Raw genomic sequence first — 24126 nt, 5'->3', positions numbered from 1 at the left:
TGGCCGCGCGGCTGGCCCAATCCCCTGACGATCTGGCTGGCTGGCAGCGCTTGGCGCGGGCGCGCGAAGTTCTGGGGGAAACAGAGGCTGCAATTGCCGCTCATCGCCAAATTGTACGCCTAGCACCGAAGTCCATTGAAGCGCTGTTGGGGCTCGCGCGCGCGCTGTTTCCGCCCTCGGCCACATTGACGGGACCGGCCCCGGCGGAGTTTTATGATCTGATGCGCCGGGTGCTCGTGCTCGATGCCAATCAGCCGGAAGCGCTGTGGTTTGCCGGTTTGGATGCAGCGCAACAGGGCGATAAGCCCCAAGCGCTCGCCCATTGGCGGCGCCTTCTAGCGCTGCTGCCCGACGATGCCCCGCCCCGTAAGCAGTTGTTACAGGAAATTGAACGTCTTGGGCCATAACCAACGTTTCGCACATGCTAACAATATGGTATGACGGATCAAACCAAGCGGGCAGAATGCCATGTATGGCGGCGTAGAAAACGGAACTGACAATGCCTACCGAGCGGAAGATTTGCTCGGTTCAGCCGACCCTGTTCGGCTTGGGGACGATCTTGTCTTTGTCGCGGGCGCGCGCGAACTCGCGCAAATACCCAATTATTTCGCCACGGAACGCCGCAGTTTCGACGATCTCGACCTGGGTGACGGACTGTCGCTCTCGGCCGCGATGATCCAGGATTTGGCGGAGAGTTTTTCGATCGGCGGCCAGTCGGGCGACATGGTGGCGGTGCTGGAGCATTCTTCCGGCACGGTCACGCTGAAGCGCCCCGGCCAACCCCGCCGCCCTGCGCAAGCCCGCGAAGAACTGCTGGCGGGCGATCTGCTTGAAATTCCCACCCTGTCGCGGGTTAGCTTGCATCTGTCCGACACAACCCGCATCGAGTTTGGTGGCCGTGCGCGGGTACGGGTGGATCGCCGCGTGCTGTTGCCGGGCCTTGATGGGCGGCGGCGGCTCGCGTCGGTGGAACTCACGCTGCTGACCGGGGCTTTTTTCGCGCGGACGGCCCCCACGGGTCCGCAACCGCCGGTGATTTCCTTGCGCACGCCGCTGGGAACTTTGGCCTGGAGCGATGCCACCTTGGGCGGTCAAATCCTAGCTCAGGGCGCGGCGGATATTCTCGCCGTTCTAGGCCGGGCGACGGGCGCGACGGGGATCATTACCCTGATCGGCACGCAAGGCCCGCAGGCGATTACCGAATGCCCGGCCCTGGTGGCGTTGGAGCGCAATGGCCGGGCGCGGGTCATTCAGGCGTTGCTCACCGTCCGCGAGTTGGATGCAACGCTGTTTTCCCGCCTCATGCCCTCGCGCGGGCTGGGGCAGCTTAGTCTGGATCAATAACCCGCGCACGGCGACTGCCCTTTTGTCGGGCAGGCGTGTTAAACTGCCGCATGCCCACGACGCGTGACCCCGTTTCCCCGCTTTATGATATGCCGGTTCCGTTGACCGAGCGGCTGCAAGCGCGTCTTGACCGGCGGCCCCGGCTTGGCGTCGCTCTTCTCTACGCCCTTCCCGTCCTACTGATGCTGCTCGCCCGGTTGCTGTTGGTGCCAACGCTGTCCGAAGCCGAAGCCGCGCGCTTACTGCAGATGCTCGCCTGGGCGTGGTTTTACGGGCCGGACGTGTCGCCGCTGCCGCTCTGGCTCGGGCATGGCCTACTGCTGCTGAAACTGCCGCGCCTTGCGGTCCTTCTGCCCGAAGCGCTGACGCTCTGGGGCGTGTTGCTGATCGGCTATGCCGTGGCACGCTTATGGCTATCGCGCGCGGCGTCCCGGTTTGCTGGGGCGAGTCTGTTGCTGCTCACCCCCCTGTCACTAGGATTTTCGGCGGGCGGTGCGGTTGGGCTCTTTGCCTGCTTTGCCCTTCTTGGGCTGGTGGGGGCGGCGGTGCGCACGCTTCGGCGCGGTGGTTGGGCGAATGCGCTGCTTTTTGCCGTTAGCCTCGCGCTGTGCCTGACGGCCGGGCGGGGGAGCTTGCTCTTTGCGCTGGTCTTTTTGCTGTGCATTGGGATCGACCGCGATTTGCGCGTCGAGCGGCAGCGCTACCGTGTACCGTTCGCCCTAGGGGTGCTGGCGGGGTTCGGGCTGGGGGTGCCGTATCTTGGGTTCGAGTTGGTGGCATTGCGTACCACGCCGCTGCTGCTGCTGTTTCCGCCGCCGGAAGTAATCGAAGCGTTTCCGCGCGCCCTGTTGCACGGCTGGTCGGTATTGGCCGAACGGGCTGCGATGGATCTCGCCTTTTGGATGGGGGCAGCCCTGCTGATGGCCCCTGCGCTGATGCGCCCGACGCGCGCGGTTGATCTCTGGCCGGGGCTAATGGCGCAAAGCTGCGCTGCGACGCTGATTGTGCTGGCCGGGGCAACCATCTTGGAGCGCGGGCCGATTATTACCGACAGCGGGCCGCTCGCCTGCTTGGTGCTGGTGCCGATCCTAATCTTTATCGCCATCGACCGGCTTCCCCTGATCGCGTGGCGGCGATTGGCCGTTGGCACGATGATTGGTGCGGTGGCTCTAATTGGGCCGGTAACACTGCTCATTGAAGACCGGTTGCTCCTGCCGACCTGTGCTACGTGCCGGGCGGACGCGGATTTCAAAAGTTTCGCCCGCCACCTCACGGACGGACACCAAGGCCCTTTCCTGGTGCCGGACCCTTGGATGGCCGGAAACCTTTGGCTGCATCGCCCGGACCTGATCCCCCCGCCGGGAAAAAGCGCGTGCATGCTGCTGACGATGGAGGCGGCAAGCTTGGTTCCGCAGCCGGGAACCTTGGGTCCCGCAACGGTCCTGCTGCTACCGCGCTTACGCTATTCCGGGGCGGGGCTGCCCGTTACCCTGGCCCCTCTTCATAGCGCGTCCTGCCCCTGATGCGAGGCTATCCACGTATCCTGACGATTGACGGCGGCGGGATGCGCGGCGTGCTGCCCGCAACCTTCCTGACCGCCTTCGAAGCCCGCTTCGGCGCGCCCATCGGGGCGCAGTTTGATCTGGTGGCGGGAACCTCCACCGGCGGGATCATCGCCGCTGCCCTGGTGCGACCGGAGGTGCCGGTTTCGGCGGCGGATATCGCCGCGATCTACCGCCGCGCCGGGCCGCGCATCTTCGGGCGCAGCGTGTGGCGGGCGCTCGGCACTATGAACGGCGTATCCGATGAGAAATACGACGCGCGTTTCCTCGAACGGGTGCTGACCGATACCTTCGGTGCGCATCGGTTGCGGGCGGTAACGGGCCCGGCCCTGCTGCTGACGGCTTACGATATCGAGCGCCGTAAATCGGTGCTCTTCCGCTCCTGGGACGCCGATCTTCCCAGCAAAGATTATAGTTTGGCCGACGTGTGCCGCGCGACGACAGCGGCCCCGACCTATTTCGAACCGGCGCTGATCACGGCCCAGGATGGTGCCTCGCGCGCCTTTATCGACGGCAGCGTTTTTGCGGCCAACCCCACGCTCTGCGCCCTGTCGGCGGCGATGGACCTGTATCCGGGGGCGAGCGGCTATCTCATTCTCTCGCTCGGCACCGGGCAGCAAACCCAGCCGCTGCCCTATGCCCAGGCGAAAAACTGGGGCCTCGCCGGATGGGCGCGCCCGATCACCGACGTGATTCTCGACGCCTCGTCCGAGATTATCGATAGCCAAGCACAGGAAATGGTGGGCGATACCCATTTCCGCTTCCAGGTCGATCTTACCGGCCATCACGCCGCCCTCGACGACGCCCGCACGGAGACCGTGGCCCGTCTGGAAGCCATGACGCAGGCAGAAATTGCGCGCCAGAGCGAGCGGGTCGACCGTTTTCTTGCGCTCAATCAGTGGCTGCCGCGCTATCGGCGTAGGTAGGGCTAGGCTTCCGGCTCTAACGCCTGCCCCATCGCCTCTAGCAACCGCTCCAGCGGCTGCGCGCCGATGACCGAGGTTTTGCGGTTGAAGATATAGACCGGCACGCCATCGATCCCGCCGTTTTGCGCCGCGTCCAGCATGCGGCGGGTATCGTCAATGCCAATATCCGAGGCGAGAAAACCCGTGGCTTCCTCCATCGGCAACCCCACCTCACCCGCAAGCTGAGCGAGGGTAGCGAGATCGCCTAAATCCGCGCCTTCCCGGAAAAACGCCGGGTAGAGCCGTGCCGAGAGCGCGAGCCCGCGCCCTTTCGTGCCCGCCCAGGCGACCAAGCGGTGGGCGTTCAGCGTGTTCGGCTGGCGGGTGATCGTGTCGAACTTGATCTCCAACCCATCCATCGCTGCGACGGAGGCGACGCGCGCCCATAGGCCTTGCGCCGCCTCGACCGACCCGAATTTGGACGCGGCATAGGCGTCGCGGTCCATGCCCTCGGCGGGCATATCGGGGTTCAGCTCAAAAGGGCGCTGGGAGATGCGCACGGGCAGGGTCGGCTGTTCCTGGCGCAGGTGGTTGAGCGCCAGCTCCAGCCGATACCGCCCAATCCAGCACCAGGGGCAGACATAATCGGCGACGAAATCGATAATCAGACCATTCATGCCTTACCCTTACGGCGCTTTCTTGCCGAATAAAAGCCTACTCGGCGGGGCGATTGGAGGGAACGCCGGGGGCGGCCAGCGCCGGCACCTGGGCGAGGGCCCGGCGGCGGATATCCTGGCTTGGGTCTTCCTCCTCCGCCTGCACCGGCTTGGCGCGGAACCAGGCGGCGTAGAGCGCGGGCAGGAACAGCAGCGTCAGCAAGGTTGCAACCGTAAGCCCGCCCATGATCGACACCGCCATTGGCCCCCAGAAGGCGCTGAAGGAGAGGGGGACCATCGCTAGAATCGCGGCGGCAGCGGTCAGCGCAATGGGGCGGGCGCGCCGCACGGTGGCGTCGATGATGGCATCCCACAGGGCATGGCCCGCGCGCACATCCTGTTCGATCTGGTCGACCAGGATCACTGAGTTCCGCATGATCATCCCGGCCAGCGCAATCGTGCCCAAGGTAGCCACGAAGCCAAAGGGCATGCCGGTGATCAGCAGCGCCGCCGCGACCCCAATCAGCCCGAGCGGGGCCGTGAGCAGTACGATAATCAGCCGCTGGAAGGATTGAAGCTGAATCATCAGCGTCGTGACCATAATCATGATCATCAAGGGCATCATGGCGTTGATCGAGTTTTGCCCTTTGGCGCTTTCTTCCACCGCGCCGCCCACATCGATGCGGTAGCCATCGGGCAGGGTGGCCCGAATAAGATCGAGCTGCGGATTGATTTGGGCGGTGACGACTGGGGCCTGAACGCCGTCCCAGATATCGGCGCGAACATTGATCATCGTCTCAAGATTGCGCCGCCACAGCACTGGCTCTTCCAACTCGTATTTCACCGTGGCGATTTGAGCGAGGCTGATCGCGCCGCCGTTGCTGGTGCTAACGTTAATGCCCTCAAGGTCGGTCAGCGACAGGCGCTCGGCCGGAATGGCGCGGGCGACGACGCTGATAAGCTCGGTCCCCTCCCGGAACTGGGTGACGTTCAGCCCCGACAGTAGGGTGTAAAGCGTTGTGGAGAGATCCTGCGGGTTCACCCCCAAGGCGCGCGCCTTTTTGTGATCGACTTCCAGCCGCACCGTTTTGGAGAGTTCGTTCCACTCCAGGTTCACATTGGCCGTGTGCGGGTTGGCGCGCATTGTGTCGCGCACCTGATAGGCGATCTCGCGAATTTGGGCGGGATCGGACCCGATGACGCGGAACTGCACGGGGAAACCAACGGGCGGGCCATTCTCAAGCCGGGCGACGCGCAGCAACCCTTCGGGAAACTCCTCGGCGAAGGCTTTTTCCAGCTTTTCGAAGACGATTTCGCGCTCGTGCAGCCCTTTGGTCATGATGACGAACTGACCGAAGTTGGATTGGCGTAGCTCCGGATTGGTCGGCAGATAGAAGCGCGGTGTGCCCGCCCCGATGTAGGAGGCGTAGAAGGCCACGTTCGGATCATCCTTCAGCAGCGCTTCTACCCGTTCCACGGTGGCTTGGGTCGCGGCAATCGCGCTGCCGCCGGGCAGGCGCACATCGACCATCAATTCCGGGCGCGAGGCCGAGGGGAAGAATTGCTGGGCGACCTTGCCGAAACCGATCACCGAGGCAATGAAAATGCCGAGCGTTACGACCAGCACCGATTTGCGCCAGCGCACGCAGAAGGTCACGACGGCGCGCAAAGCCCGGTACAGGCGCGTATCATGGGGATCATGCCCCCCATGGGCGCGATCCTTGAACTCGGGCAGCAGCTTGTAGCCCAAGTAGGGGGTGAACAGCACCGCCACGACCCAGGACACGCCGAGCGCAATCGCCGTAACCCAGAAAATCGCATTGGTATATTCGGCGACGGCGGATTTGGCGAAACCGACCGGAACGAAGCCCGCCGCCGTTACAATTGTTCCGGTGAGCATGGGAAAAGCGGTAGAGCTAAAGGCGAAGGTGGCGGCTTTCACCCGGTCGTAGCCTTCTTCCAGCTTCAGCATCATCATTTCAACGGCGATAATGGCATCATCGACCAGCAAGCCGAGGGCGATAATCAGCGCGCCCAGCGAAATGCGGTGCAGGTTGATGCCAATCATCGACATGATGAGAAACGTGATCGCCAGCACCAGCGGCACCGAGAGCGCAACGACAATGCCGGTGCGGAAACCAAGGCTGATGAAGCTGACCGCCAGCACAATGGCGAGCGCCTCGCCCAAGGATTTCACGAACTCTGAAATCGAGGCGTCCACGACCTTCGGTTGGGCGGCGACTTGCTCGATTTCGATGCCGTAGGGAAGCTGGGTCTTGATTCGTTTCATCATCGTATCGACCTCGCGGCCCATATCGATAATGTTTCCGCCCGGCTCCATCGACAGGCCAAGGCCGATGACTTGTTTGCCGTTGAAGCGCATCTGGAAGGTCATCGGGTCTTCGTAACCCCGACGAACCTCGGCGATATCGCCCAAAACCTGCACGCGGCCATTGGCGACGATGGGCACGTTGCGCACATCGTCCAGCGTATCAAAACCATTATCGATTCGTAATGAAATCCGCTCCTTAGGCGTTTCCACCAGAGCCGAGGGGGCCATAGCGGCTTGGCGCTGGAGCGCGTCGAAAATCTGATTGGGGCTGATGCCAAGGGTCGCAAGCTTGGCGTGGGAAAATTCCACAAAGATTTTTTCGTCTTGGGTGCCGTACAACTCGACCTTACCGACCAGCTTAATCGTCAAAAGCTGCTGGCGGACGTTTTCGACATAATGCTTGAGTTCGGCTTGGCTGAAGCCGTCGGCGGTAAAAGCATAGATAATTCCAAACGTGTCGCCAAACTCGTCGTTCACGAACGGCCCCTGCACGCCGGTTGGCAGCGTGCGTTGAATATCGCCCAGCTTTTTGCGGAGTTGGTAGAAGAGGCTGGGAACTTCCTTTGGCGGGGTATAATCGGCGAAGGTCAGCTTAATCAGCGTTTCGCCGGGTTTCGAATAGCTCACACTATTATCGAAGAAGGCCAGTTCCTGGAGCTTCTTCTCCAGCTTATCGGTGACTTGCAGCTCCATTTCGCGCGCGGTGGCCCCCGGCCAAAAGGCCTGAATCACGACCGTTTTAATCGTGAAATCCGGGTCTTCTTGGCGACCAAGCCCAATGTAGGACAGGGCCCCGGCAATCCCCATGATCAGCATGAAGAACAGAATCAGGGTTTGATGCCGCAGCGCCCAGCCCGAGAGATTGAACTTTTCGCTCATCTTACTGGCCTTTCACGGGAGCCGCGCCGAGGATACGCACTTTGATACCGGGGTCGACGCGATGCACGCCTGCCGTCACCACCAAATCGCCGTCCTTCACGCCATTGGCCAGCAGCACCGCGTCTTGATGGTAAGCGGCTACGGTCACGGGCTTCAGGGTTACGGAGCCCTTGCCCGCATCAACCACCCACACCGCAGGCTTGTCGCCCTGCTGGAAGATGGCCGAGAGCGGCAGCGAGGCAACGGGAACCCCGTCGCCCTTCGCCAGCATCAGCGTCGCCGTCATGCCCATTTTGGCGGTTTGGGGTTGGTCGAGCAGGGAATATTTGGCAAGATAGGTGCGCGTTTGCGGGTCGGCGCTGGCGGCAAGCTCGCGCAGTTGCACCCGGTAGCTCTTCTCTGGTTCGGCCCAGAGCGTTACGCGCGGATCGCGGGCCGCGCGAGCATCGGCGAGGCGGTTTTCCGGAATCGGCACCGAGACTTCCAACTCTTCATCGCGCGCCACGCGCACAATGGCTTGCCCGGCGGCAACCACTTGCCCCGGTTCGGCCAGCACGGCGGTCACAATGCCGCCAGTTTCGGCGGTTAGGCTTGTGTAGTTCAGTTGACGCTCGGCAATCGCCACCTGGCTGCGCGCGCCGATCAAGGTCTGTTGCGCCACACTGGCCGCCGCCGCCCGTTGATCGTAGGTGGCTTGCGTGAAGACCATACTGGTTTTCAGCGCTTCATAGCGCGTCAGATCGGCCTGGAGGCGCTTCAGGTCCGCCTCGGAGGAGGCGACCTGCGCCTGGGCGCGCCGCAGTTGCAGGGCGAAATCCTCGGCCTCTAGCTTGCCGATCAGCATGCCGGGGGTCACACGCGTTCCCACATCGACCGGGCGGGTCGATAGTTTGCCGGTCACTTGGAACGCGAGCGGCGCTTCCAGGCGCGGGGCCAGCGTGCCAGCGAGCTTCAAGGTTTCCCGACTGGCCTCAAACGCCACGGTCTGCACCCGCACGGGGCGGACCTCTTCCGCATGCTCCTTCTTTTGCTCGGAGCAAGCGGCGAGCAGCGGCAGCGTGAGCAGAGCACCCGCTACCAAGCGAGCGGAACGGGAAGAGCGGAGCGCAACACGCACCATCGGCGTAACCTTCCTTGACAGAGACCGTGGGCTGGGACGATATCCAAGGGGTGAAACTGTGGAGTCCCTCTGGTCTTGCGTCTACGTGTAATGAGAATTACATTTCCGGTCAAGCCCTCGGCGTAAGGCTCATTGTTGACGCGAGCGGTGACGCGGTGAAGGAGAGACGATGACTGAGTGCGGCATCAGCCAGGCGCTTTCGGCGATGAAAGAGTTCGCGCGGGGAAAAACCGTGCGCGCCGATGCGCACGGTAAGCCGAGCCGGCGGGAAGCGCGCCGGGATGCTATCATGGCTGCAGCGACGCAAATCTTTGTCGAAAAAGGCTATGGCGCGACCAGTTTGAACGATGTCGTGCGCCTGTCGGGCGGCTCCTTGTCCACGCTCTATGATATGTTCGGCAATAAAGCAGGGCTGTTCCGGGCCATTGTTACCCAGCGCTGCGAGATGATGACGGCGACCTTCGAGAACCCGGATATTTATAGCCGCCCCATCGGCGAGGCGCTGAGTGACCTTGGGATCAGGTTCATGTCGGTTTTGACGGCGGACGATACGATTACCGTCATGCGGTCGGTCAGTTCCGAGGCGCTACAGTTTCCCGAACTCGCCCAGGTTTTCTACGAGGCGGGGCCGCTGCGGGGCCGGGCGCGCGTGGCGGGCTATTTGGAGGAGCAGGCGCGGCGCGGCATTCTGACGCTGGACGATGCGGAAGAAGCCGCGATGGATTTCTGTCAATTGATCATCCGCGACGCGCAGATGAACGCCATGATGGGCCTGCCCTACCCGAAAACGCCCGAGGCGATTGAACGGCACGTTAGCCGGGCGGTTGGCTGCTTTCTGCGGGCCTATGGGACTGCGGTGCAAACGCAACCTGCGCTTTCGCCCCCCAGCCTTCCGCCCTTAGCCGCGACGGGGCGTTAGACGAAATAAAGCCGCTTTCCCTAAGGCTTAGGGCGGCGGGTTGGCCGAGGCGGGCCGGGAACAGGCCAGGCGCGGCGGTCGATTCCGGCCCATCCTGTCGCTTTTCTCAGTTATGGCGCGTTGCATCGGTAAAAACGGTGTGTTAAGGAAGCGCCGCCTGCGCGGAGACAGTGTCTGCGCGTGGGCTTGCGCCCCGGTCCGGCTTAGCCTTGCTAAGCAGGAGAAGGGGGGCGCAAGGATCCTGTCCAGATCCCGGTTAGAGAGCGGCATCCGCCAGCGCTCGCCGGGCCTATTAGAGAGGACAAGCCGGGGTGGCGACAGAGCAGACGGGCGTTGCCGGGCGATATGCCGTAGCCCTCTACGATTTGGCGGACGCGCAAGGCGCGCTCGACGCCGTGGCAAATGATCTGCGTGACTTGCGCGCGCTGCTGACGGAGTCGGCCGACCTGCGCTTGCTCACGGTTAGCGCGGTCTTAAGCCGCGAGGATCAAGCCAAGGCGATTGCTGCCGTTTTGGAGAAGGCTGGGGCCAATGATTTGGTGCGCCGTTTCGTCGGCGTTGTGGCGGATAACCGCCGCCTGTCGGCCTTGCCGCAGATCATCGGGGCCTTCTTGGCTCGCTTGGCCGATAAACGGGGTGAAGTGACGGCGGAAGTTACCGCTGCGGTCCCCCTCACAGATTCGCAGATCGATCAGATCAAAACGTCGCTTTCGGGCACGTATGGGTCGAAGATCCTTGTCGATGTCAAAGTCGAGCCGTCGTTAATCGGCGGTCTCATCGTCAAGATCGGCTCTAAGCTGATCGATCATTCGCTGAAGACTAAATTGATGCGCTTGCAGCTCGCCATGAAGGGAGTTGGTTGATGGATATCCGTGCAGCCGAAGTTTCGGCCATTCTGAAAGAACAAATCGCCAATTTCGGGACGAGCGCCGAAGTCGCGGAAGTGGGTAAGGTGCTGTCCATCGGGGACGGTATCGCCCGCGTCTACGGCCTCGACAATGTTCAGGCAGGCGAGCTGGTTGAGTTCCCGAACGGGTCGCGCGGTATGGCGCTGAACCTCGAAACCGACAATGTCGGCGTCGTGCTCTTCGGGGAAGACCGGGGCATTCAGGAAGGCGATACCGTTAAGCGCACCGGCACGATCGTCGACGTTCCCGTCGGCAAGGGTCTTCTGGGCCGCGTGGTCGATGGTCTCGGCAATCCGATCGACGGCAAAGGCCCACTCACCGATGTGAAGCGCAGCCGCGTTGAAGTGAAAGCACCGGGTATCATTCCGCGTAAGTCGGTGCATGAGCCGATGCAAACGGGCCTGAAGGCTATCGATTCGCTGGTTCCGATTGGGCGCGGTCAGCGCGAGTTGATCATCGGCGATCGTCAGACCGGCAAAACCGCCGTTGCTATCGATACGATCCTCAATCAAAAGAAGATCAACGAAGGCTCCGACGAGTCGAAGAAGCTCTATTGCATCTATGTCGCTATCGGGCAAAAGCGCTCGACCGTGGCGCAGATCGTGAAGACGCTGCAAGATTACGGCGCGATGGATTACACCATCGTTGTGGCCGCAACCGCTTCGGAAGCCGCCCCGCTGCAATTCATCGCCCCCTACGTCGGCTGCGCGATGGGTGAATTCTTCCGCGATAACGGCATGCACGCGCTGATCATTTATGATGATCTGTCGAAGCAGGCCGTCGCTTATCGTCAGATGTCGCTGCTGCTGCGCCGTCCGCCGGGCCGCGAAGCTTACCCCGGCGACGTGTTCTATCTGCACAGCCGTCTTCTGGAACGCGCCGCGAAGATGAACGAAGCCTCTGGCCTCGGTTCGCTCACGGCGCTCCCGGTCATCGAAACCCAAGCGGGTGACGTGTCGGCGTACATTCCGACCAACGTGATTTCGATCACCGATGGTCAGATCTTCTTGGAAACGGAACTCTTCTATAAGGGTATCCGGCCTGCCATTAACGTCGGTCTCTCGGTCAGCCGCGTCGGTTCTGCCGCGCAGATCAAGGCGATGAAGCAGGTTGCCGGTAAGATTAAGATGGAACTGGCGCAGTACCGCGAAATGGCGGCCTTTGCGCAGTTCGCTTCCGATCTCGATCCCGCAACGCAGCGCCTGCTGGCGCGCGGTGCCCGCCTCACCGAACTTCTGAAGCAACCGCAGTTCCAACCGATGCCGGTGGAAGAGCAAGTCGCTTCGATTTTTGCCGGTGTGCGCGGTTATCTCGATAAGGTTGCGACGGGCGATGTGACGCGCTTTGAAAAGAAGTTCCGCGAGGAACTGAAAGCCAAAGCTCCGGAACTGCTGGATTCCATCCGCAATACCCGGGAAGTCACCAAGGAAACCGAAGAAAAGCTGGCGGCCTTCTTGGACCAATTCGCCAAGAGCTTCGCGTAACCTGGGGAAGCCTGACGGGAGAGCGAGAGCGCCATGGCCAGTTTGAAGGACTTGCGGCTACGCATCCGTAGCGTCAAGTCGACACAGAAGATCACTTCGGCGATGAAAATGGTCGCGGCGGCAAAGCTCCGCCGCGCCCAGGAACAAGCCGAAGCCGCCCGCCCCTATGCCGAACGCATGGAGCGGATGATCGCCACCCTCGGCGCGGGCGTCTCCAGCGATGCGCCGGTGCTGCTCACGGGCACCGGGTCGGACAAGGTCCAACTGGTGATCGTTGCGACCGCTGATCGCGGGCTGTGCGGGGCGTTCAACTCCTCGATCATCCGCGACGCGCGCCTGATGATCCGGGGCCTCCAGGCCTCGGGTAAGACGGTGAAGCTCTATTGCGTGGGCCGTAAGGGCCGCGACGGGCTGCGCAAGGAATTCGGTGATATCATCATCGATTCGATGGAACTGGCGGGTAAGAAGAAGCTCAGCTTCGCCGATGCCAATGCGGTGGCGTTGAAGGTTATCAGCCTGTTCGATGCGGGTCAGATCGATAGCGCGCATATCATTTATGCCCGCTTCCGCTCGGCCATCGCGCAGATCGTGACCCGTCAGCAGCTTATTCCGGTTCCGCTTCCTGCGGTCGAAGCCGGGGCCGCGTCGGGCGGGGCCTCGGCCCTGTACGAGTATGAGCCGGACGAAGAAGCGATTCTGGCCGCGCTGCTGCCGCGTAATCTTTCGGTGCAGATCTATAAGGCTCTGCTCGAAAATAGCGCGTCCGAACATGGCGCGCGGATGACCGCGATGGACAATGCAACCCGCAACGCGGGAGATATGATTAACCGGTTGACCCTGACCTACAACCGTTCGCGCCAAGCGCAAATCACCAAGGAGCTGATCGAAATCATCTCCGGGGCGGAAGCGGTCTAAGGCGAAGCGTTTCATCGGTCTGGCAGATAGGATTTCTCCGAAGGAGAGCGGAAAATGGCGAAGAACAATATCGGGCGCGTTTCTCAGATCATCGGTGCCGTTGTCGACTGCACGTTCGAAGGCGAACTGCCGCCGATTTTGAACGCGCTGACCGTTGACAACAACGGCAAGGTGCTGGTGCTGGAAGTGGCTCAGCACTTGGGCGAACACGCTGTTCGTACCATCGCCATGGACACGACCGACGGTCTCGTGCGCGGCACGGAAGTGGTCGATACCGGCGACGCCATCCGCGTTCCGGTCGGCCCGGAAACCCTGGGGCGCATCCTCAACGTCATCGGCGAGCCGATCGACGAGCGCGGCCCGGTCGGTGCCACCCGCACGGCGGGTATCCATCGTTCGGCCCCGGCCTATATCGATCAGGCGACGGAAGCCCAAATCCTCGTTACCGGCATTAAGGTTGTCGATCTGCTGGCCCCGTACCTGAAGGGCGGTAAGATCGGCCTGTTCGGCGGCGCGGGCGTGGGCAAGACCGTGACCATTCAGGAACTCATCAACAACGTAGCGAAGGGCCACGGGGGTTATTCCGTGTTCGCCGGCGTCGGTGAGCGGTCGCGTGAAGGGAACGATCTCTATCACGAAATGATCGACTCCGGGATTATCAAGACCGATGGTCCGGGCTCCAAAGTGGCCCTCGTTTACGGTCAGATGAACGAGCCGCCGGGGGCGCGTGCGCGCGTGGCGCTGTCGGGTCTGACCTTGGCCGAATATTTCCGCGATGAAGAAGGCCAGGACGTGCTGTTCTTCGTCGATAACATCTTCCGCTTCACCCAGGCGGGTGCGGAAGTGTCGGCACTTCTGGGCCGTATCCCTTCGGCGGTGGGTTATCAGCCGACCCTGTCGACCGACATGGGCCAGTTGCAAGAGCGCATCACGTCGACCAAGAAGGGTTCGATCACCTCGGTGCAGGCCATTTACGTGCCCGCCGACGATTTGACCGATCCGGCCCCGGCCACCTCCTTCTCGCATTTGGATGCAACGACCGTGTTGTCGCGTCAGATCGCCGAAATGGCGATCTTCCCGGCCGTCGATCCGCTCGATTCGACCAGCCGTGCGCTGGATCCGCGTATCGTTGGTGAAGAGCATTATCAGGTCGCCCGCGACGTGCAGCGCGTTCTGCAAAGCTACAAGTCGCTGCAAGACATTATCGCCATCCTCGGGATGGACGAATTGTCCGAAGAAGATAAGCTGATCGTGGCCCGTGCCCGTAAGATCCAGCGCTTCCTGTCGCAGCCGTTCCATGTCGCCGAAGTCTTCACCGGCACGCCTGGCGTGTTCGTGAAGCTCGAAGACACGATCCGCGCCTTCAAGGGCATCGTCGCCGGGCAATATGACGATCTGCCGGAAGCCGCCTTCTACATGGTCGGCACCATCGAAGATGCGGTGGAAAAGGCCAAGCGTCTGGCAGCAGAAGCGGCCTAACCCTTCGCGCCTAAAAGAGGGGAGAGGCCGCAAGGTCCCTCCCCATTTTGACGACCAAGACTTAAGGAATGCGCAGCATGGCCGGTAAAATCACCTTCGAACTCGTCTCGCCGGAGCGTCTCGTCCTCTCCAAGCCGGTCGATATGGTGGTCATGCCCGGCTCCGAGGGCGAGTTTGGCGTTTTGGTCGGCCATGCGCCGATCTTGGCGACGCTTGATCCCGGTGTTGTGGCCGTGCATGACGGCGGTCAGATCATCGACCGGATTTTCGTTGCGGGCGGTTTTGCCGAGGTGACGGCGGAGCGCTGCGTCGTGCTGGCGGAAGATGCGGTGTCGGTGAAGAGTATCGATGCGGTAGCGGCAGCCTCGGCCCTGCGCGAGGCGGAAGCGGGCACCGACCAGGCGGCCCTGAAGCTCGCACGGGCGCGGGTAGCGGCAACGCACCGCACCGCGTAACCGCAACAGGAGCGTTGATTCGGCAAGGCTCACCCTTCGGGTGGGCCTTTTTCGTTTTACCGCCCGTCAATTGGTTGCAGCCGCCCATCCGACGCGGCATAATACTTAAAATTGTACTCATTGAAGGCAGGTCCCCATGTGCTTCGTTTGTGCTGCGCGCGCGCAGGGTTTGACGCTAACGATTGATGCCGATGGCCTGCTTGCGGTGAACCGGACGGGGTTTTCTGCCATGCTGGTGGGCGATGCCCCCGGTGGCGCGGCGCTGGTGCCGCAAACTGAAACCTTCAGCCTAACGGGTCTTTTTAATACCGAGGATCCTTCGGCCCTCATTCGCGCCGAAGCCCGGACGGATGCGGCGACGGGCTCAATCGTTGAAGGCCTAACGGTGTTCCAGCTCTCCGATAGGGAAGCGCATGGGCTTGTGACGGATTCGGGCAGCGCTTGGGTCATCGGGAGCGATGCGGCCAATCAGATTGAAGTGCGCGGCACGAAGAATCTGATCGATGCCGGGGCGGGCGATGATGTCATTACCGTAGCGGCAGCAAGCACGACGGTCGTGGGTGGAACCGGGGCGGATCAAATTCTCGTTGGTGATGCCCCCATTTTGTGGAGCGCGGCAGCAAAGGCGGCTTCGGTTGTTGTTCTAGATTTCAACCGGGACGAGGGCGATCGTCTCGATCTGAATGGCCTTATCGCGGCCCTCGACACGCCCGGTGCGGGGCTAAGCTTCGCCGGGGCAAATGGCTTCAGCGGCGTCGCTGGGAATGTTCGATATCAGTTCGAAGGCTATCAGACTCAGGTTCTGGTCGATCTTGACGGCGACGCAATTGCGGATTTTCGGGTCGATCTGATCGGGACGACCGAGCTGGTTGCCGAAGATTTAGGTTTGGCGTCCCCCTCGGCATAGCAACCCCGCCTTTAGCTCGATGAAGCCATGCTGAGCCCATCCCCATAAAAGCGTCACGCCAGTATCATGTATCTGTCGCACCTTATCGGGATTGTACCGCCCTCGGAGTGATCTTCTTGGAGGGCTCAAGATGATGGGTTTGGTTTCGCGGGCGCTGACGGCGACCTTGGTTCTCGGCACGGCGCTGACGGTTTCGACCGGCGCGCTGGCGCAATATAAAACGCTGGACGGCAAGAAGCCGCTCGTGATCGGCCATCGCGGCGCGTCGGGGACGTTCCCGGAGCATACGATTGCCGCCTACACGAAGGCGATTGAAGTCGGTGCCGATTTCATCGAGCCCGATCTGGTTGCGACCAAGGACGGTATTCTGGTTGCCCGCCACGAGCCGATCATCTCGGGCACGACCGATGTGGCCGACCGTCCGGAATTCGCCAGCCGCAAGCGCGTACGCAACCTCGATGGCGTTGCGACCGACGATTGGTGGGTTGCCGATTTCACCCTCGCCGAGCTAAAGACCCTGCGCGCCAAGCAAGCCTTTGCCGACCGCGACCAATCCTATAATGGCAAGTTCCAGATCCCGACCTTCCAGGAAGTGATCGATCTTGCCAAGAAAGAAAGCGCCAAGCGCGGGCGGGTGATCGGCATTTATCCCGAAACCAAGCACCCGACCTTCCATCACGCCATTGGCCTGCCGCTGGAAGATCGCCTGATTGCCCAGCTTAAGAAAGCCGGTTGGACGAAGAAAACCGATCCGGTCTTCATCCAGAGCTTCGAAGTGTCGAACCTCAAGTATCTGCGCACCAAAACCAACCTGCGCCTCGTGCAGCTCGTTGATTCCGATGATGTTGATAAAGACGGCAATATCGTTCTCGCGGCCCCCTACGATAAGCCCTATGATTTTGCCGTTCTCGGTGACAAGCGCACCTTTAAGGACCTGCTGACCCCGGCGGGCCTGAAGGAAATCAAGACCTATGCCGATGGCGTTGGTCCCTGGAAGCCCTATATCGTGCCGGGTAAGCAGATCGACGCCGATAACGACGGCAAGCCCGACGATCTGAACAAAGACGGTAAGATCGACGAGCAAGATCGCGTTCTGTTGCCGGAAACCGGCCTCGTCAAAGCCGCCCATGAGGCGGGCCTTGCGATCCACACCTGGACCTTCCGCTCTGAGCCGAAGCGTTTGGCGTCGGACTTCAAGGGCGATCCGGCGGCGGAATATAAGCTGTTCTTCGGCCTTGGTATTGATGGCCTGTTCAGCGACTTCCCGGAAGCGGCGGTTAAAGCGCGTCCGTAACCTCTAAGACAAATCAAATGATTACAGCGGGCATTGGTCTTACCGATGCCCGTTTGTTTATGACAGTTTGTTCAGGCTTCTTTAAGGTTTAATGGCTACAAAATGTCGCAGACAAGACGAAACGGATAAGCCCAATGCTGCTGAACGACCTGTTGGATGAAGACCTTGCGTGGCTGCGGACGATTGGCGACCGTGCGGACTATCAACCGGGGACGGTTTTGATTGGCGACGGCGTGCAACCGTCGGATCTGTTCGTTCTGCTGTCGGGCCGTGCGGCGGTTATCGGGGCAAGTGCGGTTCTAGCGCACCTTGGGCCGGGCGACATGGCCGGGGAAATCTCGTTGATCGATGGTCTACCGGCGTCGGCAACCGTGATGCTGACGGCACCCGCGCAAGTTATGCGGATCCAGCGCGCGCCGCTGCTGGCGCGGCTCGAATCGGGCGACGGTTTTGCATTTCGCTTTCATCGCGCGGTCGCCAAAGTGCTCGCAGCCCGCCTGCGCGGCTCCAATCAGCGCAGCCAAGTGGCTACCGAAACCCAGCGCGTCATTACGCATTTCATGGCGGCTTAGAGGGAAAACCGCCCTAACTGCCTATCATTTGTAAGGCAGGGGCGCACTCTTCCGATTCTATTTCGTAAAAATTTGGTGCGGGCGGTCGGAATCGAACCGACACTCCTCTCGGAACTGGATTTTGAGTCCAGCGCGTCTACCAGTTTCACCACGCCCGCACAGCCTTCGATCCGTTCCAAGGTCGAAATCGAAAGCGAGCGCACCCTAGCGCCGCTCTCGGCTTCGCGCAATTCCCTTTTTTGCGGATCAGAGCCCATTTGCCGTGCTTGCATGGCACGCCCACAGGCGTATACCTGCTGCATGGCTTCTTATCGCTCCCGCTCCCGGCTGATGCCTTTAGTGGTGTTGCCTCCGCTCTACAGTGGCGCTGCCCTTGCGTTGGCGCTGGCTTCGCAATTTTGGGGCGGATTGCAGCCCTGTATCCTCTGCGTCTATCAGCGTTGGCCCCATGCTATTGCCCTTGGATTAGGGCTGCTGGCGATTATGTTAGTGCGCAATGGGCTCACGCGCTCAGCACGCGCGCTGACGTATCTCGCCGGGGTCGCGCTGCTGATCACGGCGGGGATCGGCGCGTTCCACATGGGCGTGGAGTGGCACTGGTGGGAAGGCACGGCCAGTTGTGGGTCGACCCTCGGCGCGGGCCAATCGGTCGATCAATTGCGCGCGGCGCTGCTGGCAACGCCGGTGGTGCGTTGCGACGAGGTGCCTTGGTCCTTCCTTGGCCTGTCGATGGCCGGGTACAATTTCATTTTTTCCGGGTTGATGGGGATTATCGTCCTAATCCGCACGGCCCAGAGCAAAGCCTAAGAGGAGCGTTCCTGCGATGACGGCCCCTGCCTCGACCCTGCCGCTGCCCGGCGATCTGAGCCCGGACGAAGCGGTTCGCCGCATGGTCCGCGTCAACCACGCGGGCGAATATGGGGCCAAGCGCATCTACGAAGGGCAGCTTGCTTTCTTGCGCCCGACCAGCCCCTTGCGCGCAAAAATCGAGCATATGGCCGAGCAAGAGCGCGTGCATTTGGAAGCTTTTGAAGCGGAACTTGTGCAGCGGCGCATTCGCCCGACCGCGCTGTTTCCGATCTGGCATGTGGCGGGTTTCGCCCTGGGCGCGGCCACGGCGCTGATGGGCGATAAGGCGGCGATGGCCTGCACGATTGCGGTGGAAGAGGTCATCGATCAGCATTATGCCGAGCAGTCCGAGCGCCTGGGCGCGGCGGAAGCGCCCTTAAAGCAAAAGATCGATCAGTTCCGCGCCGAAGAGTTGGAGCACCGCGACACCGCCGTTGCCGAAGGCGGGCGCGAGGCGGTTGCCTTTCCGGTGCTGGAAGCCGCCATCAAAACCGGCTCCCGCCTTGCCATCTGGCTGGCGCAGCGGGTTTAAGCGCCCTTACGCCAAGCGCAGGGTTTTGAAGAACTTCTGCGTTTCGTGCGACATGGTTTCGATCTGGGTTTTCACCGAGGACGCCACATCGTTCAGCGACATGGCCTCCATATCGGTTTCCATCGACGCCGCCGAGACCTGAACGATTTTTTCGGACACTTCGCCGACGCCCTCGGACGCCTCGGTGGCGCTATGGGCGATTTCGCCGGTGGTTTCGCCCTGGCGCTGAATCGCCACGGCGATTTCGTCGGCAATATCGTTCAGGGCGTTGATGGTGCCGGAAATACGGGTGATTGCGCCGGTCGTCTCGCCGGTGGCCGATTGGATCGAATTGATATGCTGGGCGATTGTCTCGGTCATTCCGGCGGTTTCGTCGGCGAGCACCTTCACTTCACGCGCCACCACGGCAAAGCTGCGCCCGGCAACCCCCGCCCGTTCGGCTTCCACGCGCGCATTGAGTGCCAGCATACGGGTTTGCCGGGCAATCGCGTTGATCATATCGACGACTTCGGTAATCCGCCCGGCGCTGACCGAAAGCCCCTGCACCTTAACCGTGGTTTCTTCGGCCTCCCGCATGGCGCGGTGGGCGATGGCGGTGGAATGGGCAACCTTATCGGCAATATCGCGGATCGAGCGGAACAGATCATCCGCCGACTGCGCCACCACGCTCACATTCGCCGTGGCCTGATGGGCCGCGCCCGCCACCTGAACGCTTTGTTCCGAAGCGTTATTGGAGAGGGTGGAGAGCTTCGTTGCCGCCGTCGTCATCTGTTCGGCGGCATCGGTCAGTTCGCCGATGCTGGCAAAGAAGCGTTTATTGAACTTGCGAATGCCGGTTTCGGTACGCTCGTGGCGGCGTTCGCGTCGGCGGGTGGCAAGCTCCCGCTCTTCGGCCAATCGCTGGGCGACGATGGTGGTATCGCGGAACCGATCCACGGCCCCCGCCATCGCCCCGATTTCGTCGCGCGCGGTGCTGGCGTCGAGATCGACATTAGTATCGCCCCGGCTCAAGGCATCCAGCGCTTGAATGGCATTGCGCAGCGGGCTGAAGGAGCGCGCGAGGTAGAAGGAGAGCACGAGGACAGTCAGCGCCAAGAACCCCAAGGTTCCGGCCCCGGCAACGAAATCCACTGTTTCGCGCCGGGCGATGGCGGCGGAAATGTCCATCACGCCGACGAGGCTCGCAAGCGGCCGCCCCACGGTATCGCGCAGGGGCATCGCGGTGATCTGATAGGTTTTCGCCCCCGCCTTGACTTCCCCCAACGAAGCTTCGCGCAGGCGTGGCACGCTGTTTAGGCTCTGCCAGAGCGGGGCGTCGGTTGCGTCAACGAGCCGACCGCGCAGGTTGAGCAGAGCAACGTCGCCGCCCAGGCTGGTTTTCAGTTCCGTTAGCGCAGCGCGGCTGTCGCGGCCCACGGTCAGAATCCCCAAGACTTGCCCGTTTTGGCGCAAAGCGAACGCGCTAACGATCACGAATTTGCGCGCCGCGTCCTGCTGTAAGCGGCGCACCGGCCCCGTCTCGGCAATGGCGGCTTGGATGGCCCCCTGATCGAGCAGGGGCGGCGGCGTCATGCCGCTCTGGGTGGTAAACAGGCTTTCGCCTTTTGGACTTAGGATATCGACATAATCCGCGCCTTTCAGCGCGTCCGACCCGTCGAGTGCTTGGCGAAGGGCGGCGGGGGTTTGGCTGGCGAGCGCCGGGAGTAGGCCGGGCACGGTTTCCAGGCGGCGGGCTTGGGCTTCAAGGTTCAGGTGGATCGTTTCGACGATCTTCTGCCACAGCACTTCCTGGCCGCGAATGGTGGCCGTGGCGAAGCGATCTTCGCTGATCTGCTGCCGCCACCATTGGGTGCCGGTCATGCCCAGCGCCAAGGTGAGGGTGATGACCGTCACAAACAGAATAACCCGTGACCGAAGCGTCATCGTCTTTCCCTACTCGCAAAATCCCGCGTTCGCTGGAGCTTAGCAGAGGGGAGCGACTACAACCGCATGTATTTTTAGGCGGCGTTCGCCGTCGCGGTCGGGGGGAGCAGCCGATATTCTTCGCTTTGCATTTCCATTAAGCGGCTGGCGGTACGCTGAAACTCGAACGCGCCGCGCCCTTCCGGGTAAAGCTGATCGGGGAAGGCTTCGGCGGCCATAATCAGCTTGGTTTTGGCCTCATAGAGCGCATCAATAAGCGTAATGAAGCGCCTTGCTTCGTTGTGATTATCCGGCGACAGCAGCGGTACCGTATCGAGCAGAAGCGTGTGATAGCGCTGGGCGATGGCGAGATAATCCGACGCGCCTAAGGGTTTTGCGCAAAGGTCATCGAAGTTGAAGCGGGCCACGCCGCGCGCGGCCTGGGGCACCGAAACGTGACGCCCATGCACGGTAACACTATCGGGTTGGCCGCGTTTTTCGTCGGTGAGATCAAGAAAGGCCTCATCGAGGGCCTTAGTCGCCTCCGGCCCCAAGGGCGCGAAATAGACAGGCTCGCCCAGGCGGCGCAGGCGGCGGTAGTCGCGCGGGCCATCCAGGGTTAGCGTATCGACGGTTTGTTCCAAAAGCGCAATGAAGGGTTCGAACCGGTCCCGGTGCAGCCCGTCCTTATAGAGCATGGACGGCGGGAAATTTGAGGTGGCGACCATCACCAAGCCCCGGTCGAACAGCGCTTGAAACAGCCGCCCGAGAATCATGGCGTCGGCGATATCATTCACGACAAACTCGTCAAAACACAGCAGCCAGGCTTGTGCCGCCACTTCGTCCGCCACTTTAGCCAGGGGGTCGGCCAAACCCTCCTTATGTTCCCGGCGCAGAATATGCAGCCGACTATGAATTTCGGCCATGAAAGCGTGAAAATGGACGCGCCGTTTCTTCTGTACGGGGGCGGACGCGAAAAACAAGTCCATCACCATCGATTTGCCGCGCCCGACTGAGCCGTGAATGTAGAGCCCCTTCGGGCGCACGGGGCGGCGGTCCCGCTTCAGCCAACCCAGCCAACGCGGTGGCTCGGCCCCTACCGGCACATAGCCTGCAAGCTCCGCCTGTAGGCTTTCAAGCCGGGTCAGAATGCCGATTTGCAGCGGATCTTCCTGCATGCGCCCCGCTTTCACCGCAGCGCGATACCGCTTCACGGGCGAGGCCGTACTAAGGCTGTCGGGATCGTCGTCGATGGGGGTGCTGAAGGGCATAGCGGGTCAGTCTGATCGCAAGGGAACAAGCGGTTCTTGCTTTTAGCGTTCCTCCCCGCTGGGGGGAAGCCTGCCGCTGCGCGCGTCAGCGCTGCACTGCGGTCAGGGGCTTAGGTAGCGGGCAAGATAAGGCAGGTATGAGCGGGCTTCCCGCGCTTCGCGCACCGCGCGCACCACGGCGGCGGTTTGCGGATTGTCGGGCGTTTGTGGGCCGAGGAAGAGCGCAAGATGCACGGCACCAAAGGGCCGTTGCGGCCAACGCTGGATAGGAATGTCCTGGCGCATAGCCTCCGCCATCAGCCCGAACTTGCTGATGATCAGGGCATCAAGCCGTCCTGCGGCCATACGTCGCAGGGCGCTATCGGCTTGGATATCCTCGACCGGCGGCAAAGGGATGGCGGGCACGTCGATTTCATCGATGTGCAGGCCTGAGATAATGCCGAGCGAGTTGAGGTTCATCAGCCTCTCCGTCTGCACTAAAGAAAGCCCTGGGCGGGCTGCCAGCACCATCGGCATTGAGAGAACCGGAAAGGCGAATTTACCCAACGCGCGGAAGCGGGGCGAATCCGGGGCGATCATGAAGTCGATATTGCCGCGTTTCATCTGATCGAGCCCGCGCTGAAACGAGGTGACGACCGGCGTCAGCGCAAGATTATGGGTCGCGGCCAGCGCTTCGAGCCACTCGACCGAAGCGCCTTTAAACTGTCCGTTCTCGTAAAAAGCCCAAGGATAGCTTTCCATCACGAGGAATTTTTGCGGCGGAGCGGCGCTAGCAGGAAAGTTTATAGTTAAAATAAGCAGAAAAAACCCGACAAAACCCGCTTTTATGTATCGGGCTTTACGCATTCCTTCGAAAAAGGGTCTAATGGAGCCGATCATGATATAAAGCTAAACTTTCTTCCTTACGATTTTCTTAATGTCGTGATTTGATCGGCCTGCTGTGGTGAGAAAATGGTCGTGAATGATTCTGATAGTATAGAAGGTCATCAAAAAGCCCCGACCGGTAGCGATCGGGGCTCTTCGAAATACTGACGATTAATAAGGCCGTTTAGTTGCGCGCGACAATCATTTTCTTAATTTCACCGATGGCCTTCGCGGGGTTCAACCCTTTAGGGCACGTCTTGGTGCAATTCATGATCGTGTGGCAGCGATACAGGCGGAACGGATCTTCGAGATTATCGAGCCGCTCGCCCTGATGCTCGTCGCGGCTATCGGCCAACCAGCGATAGGCTTGCAGCAGAATCGCCGGGCCTAAGTAGCGGTCGCCGTTCCACCAATAGCTCGGGCAGGAGGTGGAGCAGCAGAAGCACAGAATGCATTCCCACAGGCCATCGATCTTGGCGCGCTCTTCCACCGACTGCGTGCGTTCCTTATCGGGCGGCGGCACGGTTTCGGACTTCAACCAAGGCTCAATCGACGCATATTGGGCGTAAGGCACCGACAGGTCGGGCACGAGATCCTTCACCACCGGCATATGCGGCAGCGGGTAGATCTTCACATCGTCTTTCACGTCATCAATCGGCTTCAAGCACGCGAGCGTGTTGGTGCCGTCGATGTTCATGGCGCAGGAACCGCAAATCCCTTCGCGGCACGAGCGGCGGAACGTGACCGTCGAGTCGATTTCGTTTTTGATCTTGATCAGCGCGTCGAGAACCATCGGCCCGCACTTATCGAGATCGATCTCGTAAGTATCGAGACGCGGGTTCTGCCCGGTTTCCGGGTCCCACCGGTACAGGCGGAACCGCTTAACACGCTTTGCCCCGTCGGCGCGGAAGGTTTTACCTTCGTTGATCGTCGAATGGGCTGGGAGAGAAAATTTAGCCATTTTACGATCCCCTTAA

22 protein-coding genes and 1 tRNA gene are annotated in these 24126 nt (G+C 61.4%); 15 read left to right on the top strand and 8 right to left on the bottom strand.

What is annotated here, in order from left to right:
• The 4 genes from ACIQ36_RS07320 to ACIQ36_RS07305 form a co-directional block, all read left to right on the top strand.
• A partial coding sequence (locus ACIQ36_RS07320; protein WP_395827579.1) for a tetratricopeptide repeat protein occupies positions 1–407 on the top strand: 407 nt, incomplete at its 5' end.
• 61 nt (positions 408–468) lie between these two features.
• Positions 469–1344 (top strand): hypothetical protein, encoded by an 876-nt coding sequence (locus ACIQ36_RS07315; protein WP_395827576.1) that lies wholly within the window; start codon positions 469–471, stop codon positions 1342–1344.
• A gap of 50 nt (positions 1345–1394) precedes the next feature.
• Positions 1395–2867, top strand: coding sequence for a hypothetical protein (locus ACIQ36_RS07310; RefSeq protein WP_395827573.1), 1473 nt, complete (start codon positions 1395–1397; stop codon positions 2865–2867).
• Positions 2867–3832, top strand: a complete 966-nt coding sequence (locus ACIQ36_RS07305) for a patatin-like phospholipase family protein (protein ID WP_395827570.1) — start codon at positions 2867–2869, stop codon at positions 3830–3832. The genes ACIQ36_RS07310 and ACIQ36_RS07305 overlap by 1 nt, the downstream gene beginning before the upstream one ends.
• Positions 3833–3834: 2 nt before the next feature.
• Here the strand turns inward: ACIQ36_RS07305 and ACIQ36_RS07300 are convergent, their stop codons facing one another.
• Genes ACIQ36_RS07300 through ACIQ36_RS07290 form a run of 3 tightly spaced genes read right to left on the bottom strand, consistent with a single transcriptional unit; the run spans position 3835 to position 8798 of the window.
• Positions 3835–4488, bottom strand: coding sequence for a DsbA family oxidoreductase (locus ACIQ36_RS07300; RefSeq protein WP_395827566.1), 654 nt, complete (start codon positions 4486–4488; stop codon positions 3835–3837).
• Positions 4489–4525: 37 nt separating this feature from the next.
• Positions 4526–7678: an efflux RND transporter permease subunit gene (locus ACIQ36_RS07295; protein ID WP_395827563.1), complete on the bottom strand. Its 3153-nt coding sequence runs from the start codon at positions 7676–7678 to the stop codon at positions 4526–4528.
• Position 7679: 1 nt separating this feature from the next.
• Positions 7680–8798, bottom strand: coding sequence for an efflux RND transporter periplasmic adaptor subunit (locus tag ACIQ36_RS07290; protein ID WP_395827560.1), 1119 nt, complete (start codon positions 8796–8798; stop codon positions 7680–7682).
• 169 nt (positions 8799–8967) lie between these two features.
• On the opposite strand from ACIQ36_RS07290, the gene ACIQ36_RS07285 reads away from it, so the two are divergent.
• The 9 genes from ACIQ36_RS07285 to ACIQ36_RS07245 all read left to right on the top strand — a co-directional run bounded on the left by ACIQ36_RS07285 (position 8968) and on the right by ACIQ36_RS07245 (position 17731).
• A complete protein-coding gene (locus ACIQ36_RS07285; protein WP_395827557.1) occupies positions 8968–9717 on the top strand; it encodes a TetR/AcrR family transcriptional regulator in 750 nt (249 codons plus the stop codon).
• A 311-nt stretch (positions 9718–10028) separates the two neighbouring features.
• Positions 10029–10580, top strand: a complete 552-nt coding sequence (locus ACIQ36_RS07280; protein WP_395827554.1) for a F0F1 ATP synthase subunit delta — start codon at positions 10029–10031, stop codon at positions 10578–10580.
• Positions 10580–12109, top strand: a complete 1530-nt coding sequence (gene atpA, locus ACIQ36_RS07275; RefSeq protein ID WP_395827551.1) for a F0F1 ATP synthase subunit alpha — start codon at positions 10580–10582, stop codon at positions 12107–12109. The genes ACIQ36_RS07280 and atpA overlap by 1 nt, the downstream gene beginning before the upstream one ends.
• Before the next feature lie 33 nt (positions 12110–12142).
• Entirely contained in the window at positions 12143–13024 is an 882-nt protein-coding gene (locus tag ACIQ36_RS07270; protein WP_395827548.1) for a F0F1 ATP synthase subunit gamma, read from the top strand.
• Positions 13025–13078: 54 nt separating this feature from the next.
• Positions 13079–14503 carry a F0F1 ATP synthase subunit beta gene (gene atpD / locus ACIQ36_RS07265; RefSeq protein WP_395827545.1) on the top strand — a complete coding sequence of 475 codons (1425 nt, stop codon included), beginning with the start codon at positions 13079–13081 and terminating at the stop codon, positions 14501–14503.
• Positions 14504–14580: 77 nt separating this feature from the next.
• A complete protein-coding gene (gene atpC / locus ACIQ36_RS07260; protein WP_395827542.1) occupies positions 14581–14958 on the top strand; it encodes an ATP synthase F1 subunit epsilon in 378 nt (125 codons plus the stop codon).
• Between the two features lie 136 nt (positions 14959–15094).
• Complete coding sequence (locus ACIQ36_RS07255; RefSeq protein ID WP_395827539.1) at positions 15095–15865, top strand: M10 family metallopeptidase C-terminal domain-containing protein; 771 nt, start codon at positions 15095–15097, stop codon at positions 15863–15865.
• Positions 15866–15995: 130 nt separating this feature from the next.
• On the top strand, positions 15996–17159 hold the full coding sequence (locus ACIQ36_RS07250) for a glycerophosphodiester phosphodiesterase (protein WP_395827536.1): 1164 nt from the start codon (positions 15996–15998) through the stop codon (positions 17157–17159).
• A gap of 134 nt (positions 17160–17293) precedes the next feature.
• Positions 17294–17731 (top strand): cyclic nucleotide-binding domain-containing protein, encoded by a 438-nt coding sequence (locus tag ACIQ36_RS07245; protein ID WP_395827533.1) that lies wholly within the window; start codon positions 17294–17296, stop codon positions 17729–17731.
• 73 nt (positions 17732–17804) lie between these two features.
• On the opposite strand, the gene ACIQ36_RS07240 is transcribed toward ACIQ36_RS07245, so the two are convergent.
• Positions 17805–17889: transfer RNA gene (locus ACIQ36_RS07240), tRNA-Leu, on the bottom strand.
• A gap of 142 nt (positions 17890–18031) precedes the next feature.
• On the opposite strand from ACIQ36_RS07240, the gene ACIQ36_RS07235 reads away from it, so the two are divergent.
• Positions 18032–18538, top strand: a complete 507-nt coding sequence (locus tag ACIQ36_RS07235) for a disulfide bond formation protein B (RefSeq protein WP_395827530.1) — start codon at positions 18032–18034, stop codon at positions 18536–18538.
• A 16-nt stretch (positions 18539–18554) separates the two neighbouring features.
• Positions 18555–19112: a demethoxyubiquinone hydroxylase family protein gene (locus ACIQ36_RS07230; protein ID WP_395827527.1), complete on the top strand. Its 558-nt coding sequence runs from the start codon at positions 18555–18557 to the stop codon at positions 19110–19112.
• A 6-nt stretch (positions 19113–19118) separates the two neighbouring features.
• Here the strand turns inward: ACIQ36_RS07230 and ACIQ36_RS07225 are convergent, their stop codons facing one another.
• The 4 genes from ACIQ36_RS07225 to ACIQ36_RS07210 all read right to left on the bottom strand — a co-directional run bounded on the left by ACIQ36_RS07225 (position 19119) and on the right by ACIQ36_RS07210 (position 24110).
• Positions 19119–21035, bottom strand: a complete 1917-nt coding sequence (locus ACIQ36_RS07225) for a methyl-accepting chemotaxis protein (RefSeq protein ID WP_395827524.1) — start codon at positions 21033–21035, stop codon at positions 19119–19121.
• A 74-nt stretch (positions 21036–21109) separates the two neighbouring features.
• Positions 21110–22285 (bottom strand): cell division protein ZapE, encoded by a 1176-nt coding sequence (zapE, locus tag ACIQ36_RS07220; protein ID WP_395827521.1) that lies wholly within the window; start codon positions 22283–22285, stop codon positions 21110–21112.
• 102 nt (positions 22286–22387) lie between these two features.
• The gene (locus ACIQ36_RS07215; RefSeq protein ID WP_395827518.1) at positions 22388–23026 is read right to left on the bottom strand and encodes a substrate-binding periplasmic protein; all 639 of its coding nucleotides are present in this window, start codon (positions 23024–23026) and stop codon (positions 22388–22390) included.
• Positions 23027–23333: 307 nt separating this feature from the next.
• Entirely contained in the window at positions 23334–24110 is a 777-nt protein-coding gene (locus ACIQ36_RS07210) for a succinate dehydrogenase iron-sulfur subunit (RefSeq protein WP_045774282.1), read from the bottom strand.
• Positions 24111–24126 lie beyond the last annotated feature (16 nt).

Origin of the sequence: Elstera sp., from assembly GCF_044372965.1 — a bacterium.
Taxonomy (GTDB): domain Bacteria; phylum Pseudomonadota; class Alphaproteobacteria; order Elsterales; family Elsteraceae; genus Elstera.
Note: the sequence above shows the minus strand (reverse complement) of the source record. Positions and strands in the feature narration are given on the sequence as shown.

Bases quoted from the DNA above. Each gene is read 5' to 3' on its own strand.
- ACIQ36_RS07250 (WP_395827536.1), top strand. From the start codon at position 15,996: ATGATGGGTTTGGTTTCGCGGGCGCTGACGGCGACCTTGGTTCTCGGC.
- ACIQ36_RS07225 (WP_395827524.1), bottom strand. From the start codon at position 21,035: ATGACGCTTCGGTCACGGGTTATTCTGTTTGTGACGGTCATCACCCTC.
- ACIQ36_RS07235 (WP_395827530.1), top strand. From the start codon at position 18,032: ATGGCTTCTTATCGCTCCCGCTCCCGGCTGATGCCTTTAGTGGTGTTG.
- ACIQ36_RS07290 (WP_395827560.1), bottom strand. From the start codon at position 8,798: ATGGTGCGTGTTGCGCTCCGCTCTTCCCGTTCCGCTCGCTTGGTAGCG.
- zapE (WP_395827521.1), bottom strand. From the start codon at position 22,285: ATGCCCTTCAGCACCCCCATCGACGACGATCCCGACAGCCTTAGTACG.
- ACIQ36_RS07210 (WP_045774282.1), bottom strand. From the start codon at position 24,110: ATGGCTAAATTTTCTCTCCCAGCCCATTCGACGATCAACGAAGGTAAA.
- ACIQ36_RS07315 (WP_395827576.1), top strand. From the start codon at position 469: ATGTATGGCGGCGTAGAAAACGGAACTGACAATGCCTACCGAGCGGAA.
- atpA (WP_395827551.1), top strand. From the start codon at position 10,580: ATGGATATCCGTGCAGCCGAAGTTTCGGCCATTCTGAAAGAACAAATC.
- ACIQ36_RS07215 (WP_395827518.1), bottom strand. From the start codon at position 23,026: ATGGAAAGCTATCCTTGGGCTTTTTACGAGAACGGACAGTTTAAAGGC.
- ACIQ36_RS07230 (WP_395827527.1), top strand. From the start codon at position 18,555: ATGACGGCCCCTGCCTCGACCCTGCCGCTGCCCGGCGATCTGAGCCCG.
- ACIQ36_RS07255 (WP_395827539.1), top strand. From the start codon at position 15,095: ATGTGCTTCGTTTGTGCTGCGCGCGCGCAGGGTTTGACGCTAACGATT.
- ACIQ36_RS07270 (WP_395827548.1), top strand. From the start codon at position 12,143: ATGGCCAGTTTGAAGGACTTGCGGCTACGCATCCGTAGCGTCAAGTCG.
- ACIQ36_RS07310 (WP_395827573.1), top strand. From the start codon at position 1,395: ATGCCCACGACGCGTGACCCCGTTTCCCCGCTTTATGATATGCCGGTT.
- ACIQ36_RS07295 (WP_395827563.1), bottom strand. From the start codon at position 7,678: ATGAGCGAAAAGTTCAATCTCTCGGGCTGGGCGCTGCGGCATCAAACC.
- atpC (WP_395827542.1), top strand. From the start codon at position 14,581: ATGGCCGGTAAAATCACCTTCGAACTCGTCTCGCCGGAGCGTCTCGTC.
- ACIQ36_RS07305 (WP_395827570.1), top strand. From the start codon at position 2,867: ATGCGAGGCTATCCACGTATCCTGACGATTGACGGCGGCGGGATGCGC.
- ACIQ36_RS07245 (WP_395827533.1), top strand. From the start codon at position 17,294: ATGCTGCTGAACGACCTGTTGGATGAAGACCTTGCGTGGCTGCGGACG.
- ACIQ36_RS07285 (WP_395827557.1), top strand. From the start codon at position 8,968: ATGACTGAGTGCGGCATCAGCCAGGCGCTTTCGGCGATGAAAGAGTTC.
- ACIQ36_RS07300 (WP_395827566.1), bottom strand. From the start codon at position 4,488: ATGAATGGTCTGATTATCGATTTCGTCGCCGATTATGTCTGCCCCTGG.
- atpD (WP_395827545.1), top strand. From the start codon at position 13,079: ATGGCGAAGAACAATATCGGGCGCGTTTCTCAGATCATCGGTGCCGTT.